Genomic DNA, 5,668 nt, shown 5'->3' on the forward strand with positions numbered 1-5,668 from the left:
TCAGTCGAAGTTGAGCTCGCCCTTGCGGGTGCGCTTGAGCTCGAAGAAGTCCGGGTAGCTCGCGAGCAGCCGCGCGCCGTCGAACACCGAGCCGGCGACCTCGCCCCGCGGGATGCTCTGGAGCACGGGCCCGAAGAATGCCGTTCCGCCGATCGAGATGACCGGCGTGCCGACCTCTTCGCCGACCCGCTCGATGCCGCCCTGGTGCGAGGCGCGCACGGCGTCGTCGAGTGACTCGTCCTCGGCCGCGTTGACGAGGTCGAGCGGCAGGCCGATGTCCTCGAGCACCTCTTCGTACAGCGCCTTGTCGAACTCACGTCCTTCGTTGTGGTGCTTCGTGCCGATCGCCGTGTAGAACGACCGCAACGCGTCCGAGCCGTGCGACTGCTCGACGGCGATCGCCAGGCGTACGGGACCCCAGCCGCGCTCCAACATGTCCTTGTAGCGCTGGTCGACCTCCTTCTCGGCGTTGAGGACCGAGAGACTCATGACGTGGAACGTGGTCCTGACGTCGCGGACCTGCTCGACCTCGAGCATCCAGCGCGACGTGATCCAGGCGAACGGGCACAACGGGTCGAACCAAAAATCAACCGCCTCGGTGGAGTTCGAGGCGGTCGCGGGCGTGACGGTGTCAGTAAAGGTCATACAACATTCAACAACGGATGACCCGCGCGCATTTCCTGGACGAGGGATCCGACGACGGCGTCGAGCTCGCCGCCGTGCATCGCGGCGACCTTGCGCTGGCGCTGGTAGGACGCGCCGCCGGAGATGATGTCGTGGATCCCCGCGAGCTCGTCGGTGCACTTGAGCCGTTCGGCGACGGGCTCGAGCATGTCGAGGACGCGGTGGAGGTGGGTCGTGACGAGCTCCTCCTCGGCGTACTTGTCGAGGATCAGGATCGCGTCCATGCCGTATCGGGCGGACCGCCACTTGTTCTCCTGGGCGAACCACGGAGGCACGGTCGGCAGCTCGCGGCCGGCGTCGAGCTCCGACGAGAAGTGCTCGACCAGGCAGTGCGTCAGCGCCGAGATGCTGAGCAGCTCGGCCATCGACGGGATGCCGTCGCACACGCGCACCTCGAGCGTGCCGAACTTGGGCGACGGCCGCAGGTCCCAGCGGATCTCGTCGAAGACGTCGATGACGCCGGTGTGCATCATGTCGTCGACGTAGCCCTCGAGCTGGCTCCACTTCTCGAACTGGAACGGCAGTCCAGCGGTCGGCAGCTGCTGGAACATCAGTGCGCGGTTGGAGGCGTAGCCGGTCTCCTTGCCGCCCCAGAACGGTGACGACGCGCTGAGCGCCTGCAGGTGGCCGTAGTAGGTCAGCATCGCCCGGCTGATCGGCAGCACCTTGTCGCGGTCCTCGATGCCGACGTGGACGTGGACTCCGTAGATCAGCATCTGCCGGCCCCACCACTGCGTACGGTCGATCAACGTGGCGTACCGCTGCTTGTCCGTGACCTTCTGGTGGTCCCACGCGGCGAACGGGTGCGTGCCGGCGCACATCAGCTCGACCCGCAGTGGGTCGGTCACGGCCCGGATCTCGTCGATCGCACGGTCGAGGTCGGCGCCGGCCTCCCGGACCGTGTGGCACACGCCGGAGACGATCTCGACGGTGTTGAGCAGCAGCTCCTGGCGAATGTGCTGATGCTCGCCGCCACCGGCCGGCGCGACCGCGTCGAGCACGGTCTGCGCGACCTGGCGGAGGTCGCCGGAGTCCGCGTCGACGAGGGCGAGCTCCCACTCGATGCCGATCGTCGAGCGTTCGGACTGGGCGAACGGGATCGTCATGCCTCCATCCTGCCCGAGATATTCCATTCCACCCCCCTCGTCCGCGTGACGAGAGCGTGAAACCATGGCGCTCATGCCTGGTAAAAATCTCACCCGCGAAGAAGCCAGCGAGCGCGCGTCGATCGTCTCCACAGAGACGTATGACGTGCAGCTCGACCTCACCCTCGACTCCGACACCCGCTTCGGCTCGATCACCACGATCCGGTTCGGCGCGACGCCCGGGGCCTCGACGTTCGTCGACCTCGTCGATGCGGAGATCTCATCGATCACGCTCAACGGCGCAGCGGTCGACGTGTCGGCCTACGACGACAACCGCATCGCCCTCTCCGGCCTCGCCGAGAGCAACGAGCTCGTCGTCGACGCCACCTGCGCCTACTCCCGCTCCGGCGAGGGCCTGCACCGCTTCGTCGACCCCGTCGACCAGCGCGTCTACCTCTACACGCAGTTCGAGGTGCCGGATGCGCGGCGGGTGTTCACGACGTTCGAGCAGCCTGACCTCAAGGCCGTCTTCACGTTCCACGTCACGGCGCCGTCCGGCTGGGCCGTCGTGTCCAACTCCCCCACGCCCGAGCCCGTCGCGGCCGGCGAGGGGACGGCCACGTGGCACTTCGAGCCGACCAAGCGCATGTCGACGTACATCACCGCGCTGATCGCCGGCGAGTACGTCTCGGTGACGGACTCCTACCGCGGGGTGTACGACGAGATCCCGCTCGGCATCTTCTGCCGCCAGTCGGTCGTCGAGCACCTCGACGCCGACGACATCTTCCTCGTCACGAAGCAGGGCTTCGAGTTCTTCGAGGGTGCGTTCGAGATGGCGTACCCGTTCGGCAAGTACGACCAGCTGTTCGTGCCGGAGTACAACATGGGCGCGATGGAGAACGCCGGCGCGGTGACGTTCCGCGACGAGATGATCTTCCGCAGCCGGCAGACCGTCGCAGCGTACGAGCAGCGGGCCAACACGATCCTGCACGAGATGGCGCACATGTGGTTCGGCGACCTCGTGACGATGAAGTGGTGGGACGACCTGTGGCTCAACGAGTCGTTCGCCGAGTTCGCCGCCTCGCACTCGGCGACCAACGCGACGCGGTTCACCGACTCGTGGACGAGCTTCACCAACGCGCGCAAGAACTGGGCCTACCGCCAGGACCAGCTGCCGTCGACGCACCCCATCGCGGCCGACAACTACGACCTGCGCGCGGTCGAGGCCAACTTCGACGGCATCACGTACGCGAAGGGCGCGTCGGCGCTCAAGCAGCTCGTGGCGTGGGTCGGCGAGAAGGACTTCTTCAGCGGCCTGCGTGCGTACTTCGGCAAGTACGCCTACGGCAACACCGAGCTCAAGGACCTGCTCGCTGAGCTCGAGGCGGCATCGGGTCGTGAGCTCGGCGCGTGGGCCGACGAGTGGCTCCAGACGTCGGGCGTCAACACGCTGCGCGCGGAGTTCGAGACCGATGACAACGGGTACTTCACGTCGTTCTCGGTCGAGCAGTCCGCGATCGAGGCCTACCCGACGCTGCGTCGCCACCGCATCGCGATCGGCCTGTACGACCGGGTCGACGGCAAGCTGGTGCGCACGGAGCGGGTCGAGACCGACATCCGCGGCGCGTCGACGCCGATCACCGAGCTGCTCGACACCAAGCAGCCCGACCTGATCCTGCTCAACGACGACGACCTGACATACGCCAAGATCCGGCTCGACGAGCGTTCGTTCGCGACGCTGATCGAGAGCATCGCGACGTTCGAGGAGTCACTCCCCCGCGCGCTGTGCTGGGGGTCGGCGTGGGACATGACGCGTGACGCCGAGCTGTCGTCGTCCGACTTCGTCACGCTGGTGCTGGCCGGTGTGGGCTCGGAGACCGACCTCACGGCGGTCGGCTCGCTGCTCCGTCAGGGGTCGAGCGCGGTCAACCTCTACACCTCCGATGCCGCCCGGCCCGAGCTCAAGCAGCGCTGGGAGTCCGGCGTACGCGCGCTGATGGAGGCCGCCGAGCCCGGCAGCGACCACCAGCTCGCGCTCGTACGGGCATACGCCTCGGCCGCCTCCGGTCCTGAGCGGCTCCGCGAGATCCTCGACGGCGGGCTCGACGGACTCTCGGTCGACACGGACCTGCGCTGGACGATCGTCACGGCGCTCGCCCGGATCGGTGCCGCGGACGACGCCGAGATCGCCGCCGAGCTCCAGCGCGACAACACGATCTCCGGCCAGGAGAACGCCGTCGCGGCGCGGGCGATCCGGCCCCTCGCCGAGGCGAAGGCCGAGGCGTGGCAGATCGCCGCCGTCGATCCGTCGACGCCCAACGAGACCCGGCGTCAGGCGGCAATGGCGTTCCAGGTCGCGGGCCAGGCCGAGGTCCTCGAGCCGTACGTCGACCGCTACCTCGAGATGGCTGACACGATCGTCGAGGACATGGGCGTGTGGATCGGGCAGGTCGCGCTGATCCACCTGTTCCCGTCGGCGAACCCGTCGAAGGCGAGCCTCGACAAGGTCGATGCGTGGCTCTCGTCGACGAGCGCCAACCCGGCGGCGACGCGGTACGTGTCCGAGGGCCGTGACGACCTCGCCCGCGCCCTGAAGGCCCAAGCCGCCTTCTAACCCACTCACCCCCCCTGGGAGTGACGTTCTGCAGGCCCGCTTCGGCGTGTCGCCTGCAGATCGTCACTCCCAGCGGGGGGATGGCTGTGGACGCGAGATGACTGTCCACAGCGACCCGGGATCGAGTCGCGCGGTTCTCGGCCTGAGGCCACTTTGGCTGGATGCCTGACCTTCGACCCATGACACGTCGCGACGCCCTCCAGCTCGAGCAGACGCGGTGGAGTCTCTCCAAGAGCCCCTGGACTCATCCTCACCACGGCGTGGTTGCTCCCGACCATCTGGATCCCGACGATCCACTTGTTCGTGTGCAGCACGCCCTCCCCATCCTCTCGGCCGGCAGTGTCCTGACGGGGTGGGCATCTGCTCGTTGGCAGGGCAACGTCATGCTCGACGGGAATGACCCCCACGGCAACGAGCTGCCCGTCACGTTGGCGTCGCCGGGCGGTGGCCAACATCGCCATCGCCGTGGGATTCGGGCCACCCGCCGGTCCATGCTTCCGGACGAGACACTTGTCTTCGACAACGTGCCGGTCACGACGCTCGCGCGCGCGGTCTACGACCAAGCACTGGACGCACGCAGTGTCCGCGAGGCCGCCGTGATCATCGACATGGGCGTATCCCGCGTCGTCTCCCAGGCGCGCACGACACTCGCCAACGTCCACCGTCTGGTCGAACGTCATCACAAGACACGTGGGATCGTGCGGGTCCGAAACGCGCTCTCCCTGGCGACGGATCGTTCGGCGAGTCCTTGGGAGACACGAACGCGGTTGCTGGCAACCCTTGACGCGGACATCAAAGGCCTGCTGCAGAACGCTCCCGTCTTCGACCTCGCCGGCGATCTGCTCGGTGTCGCGGACCTGATCGATCCTGAGACGGGGCTCGTCATCGAGTCGGACGGCGCACATCATCGCCAGGCAGAGCAACACACTGACGACGATCGGCGTGAGGAGCGCTTCGAGCGTACGAACGCCGTCGTGTGCCGGGTCACGGCTCTGGACCACAAGGATCGCTGGGAGACGGTTGCACGCATCCGAGCTGCACACCGGGACGCGGCTCGCCAGACCGACCGATCCTGGACGCTGGACAAACCGGACTGGTGGTGGCGCTGGGAACCCGGCCGACGCTGGGACTGACCCAAGCCACCCTGGGCGTGACGATGTGCAGGCGACACGCCGACGCCAGCCTGCAGATCGTCACTCCCAGCGGGGTTGTGCCCGTGGGTCAGTGGTGCTGGGCGGGGGTGGTGTCAGAGAGCACGTGGATCTCCTTGCCCGGCGCCGGCGGT

4 protein-coding genes are annotated in these 5,668 nt (G+C 67.6%); 2 read left to right on the forward strand and 2 right to left on the reverse strand.

Translation table 11 applies throughout. From position 1 onward, the window contains the following. A complete protein-coding gene (locus tag V6M46_RS10585) occupies positions 1 to 645 on the reverse strand; it encodes a mycothiol-dependent nitroreductase Rv2466c family protein (RefSeq protein WP_332664643.1) in 645 nt (214 codons plus the stop codon). Further along, on the reverse strand, positions 642 to 1,790 hold the full coding sequence (locus tag V6M46_RS10590) for a glutamate--cysteine ligase (RefSeq protein ID WP_332664646.1): 1,149 nt from the start codon (positions 1,788 to 1,790) through the stop codon (positions 642 to 644). Before V6M46_RS10590 ends, V6M46_RS10585 begins: the two co-directional genes overlap by 4 nt. Before the next feature lie 73 nt (positions 1,791 to 1,863). On the opposite strand from V6M46_RS10590, the gene pepN reads away from it, so the two are divergent. Then, positions 1,864 to 4,383 (forward strand): aminopeptidase N, encoded by a 2,520-nt coding sequence (gene pepN, locus V6M46_RS10595; protein WP_332664651.1) that lies wholly within the window; start codon positions 1,864 to 1,866, stop codon positions 4,381 to 4,383. A 491-nt stretch (positions 4,384 to 4,874) separates the two neighbouring features. Then, positions 4,875 to 5,516 (forward strand): hypothetical protein, encoded by a 642-nt coding sequence (locus tag V6M46_RS10600; protein WP_332664649.1) that lies wholly within the window; start codon positions 4,875 to 4,877, stop codon positions 5,514 to 5,516. Positions 5,517 to 5,668 lie beyond the last annotated feature (152 nt).

This window comes from Aeromicrobium sp., from assembly GCF_036676885.1.
Taxonomy (GTDB): domain Bacteria; phylum Actinomycetota; class Actinomycetes; order Propionibacteriales; family Nocardioidaceae; genus Aeromicrobium.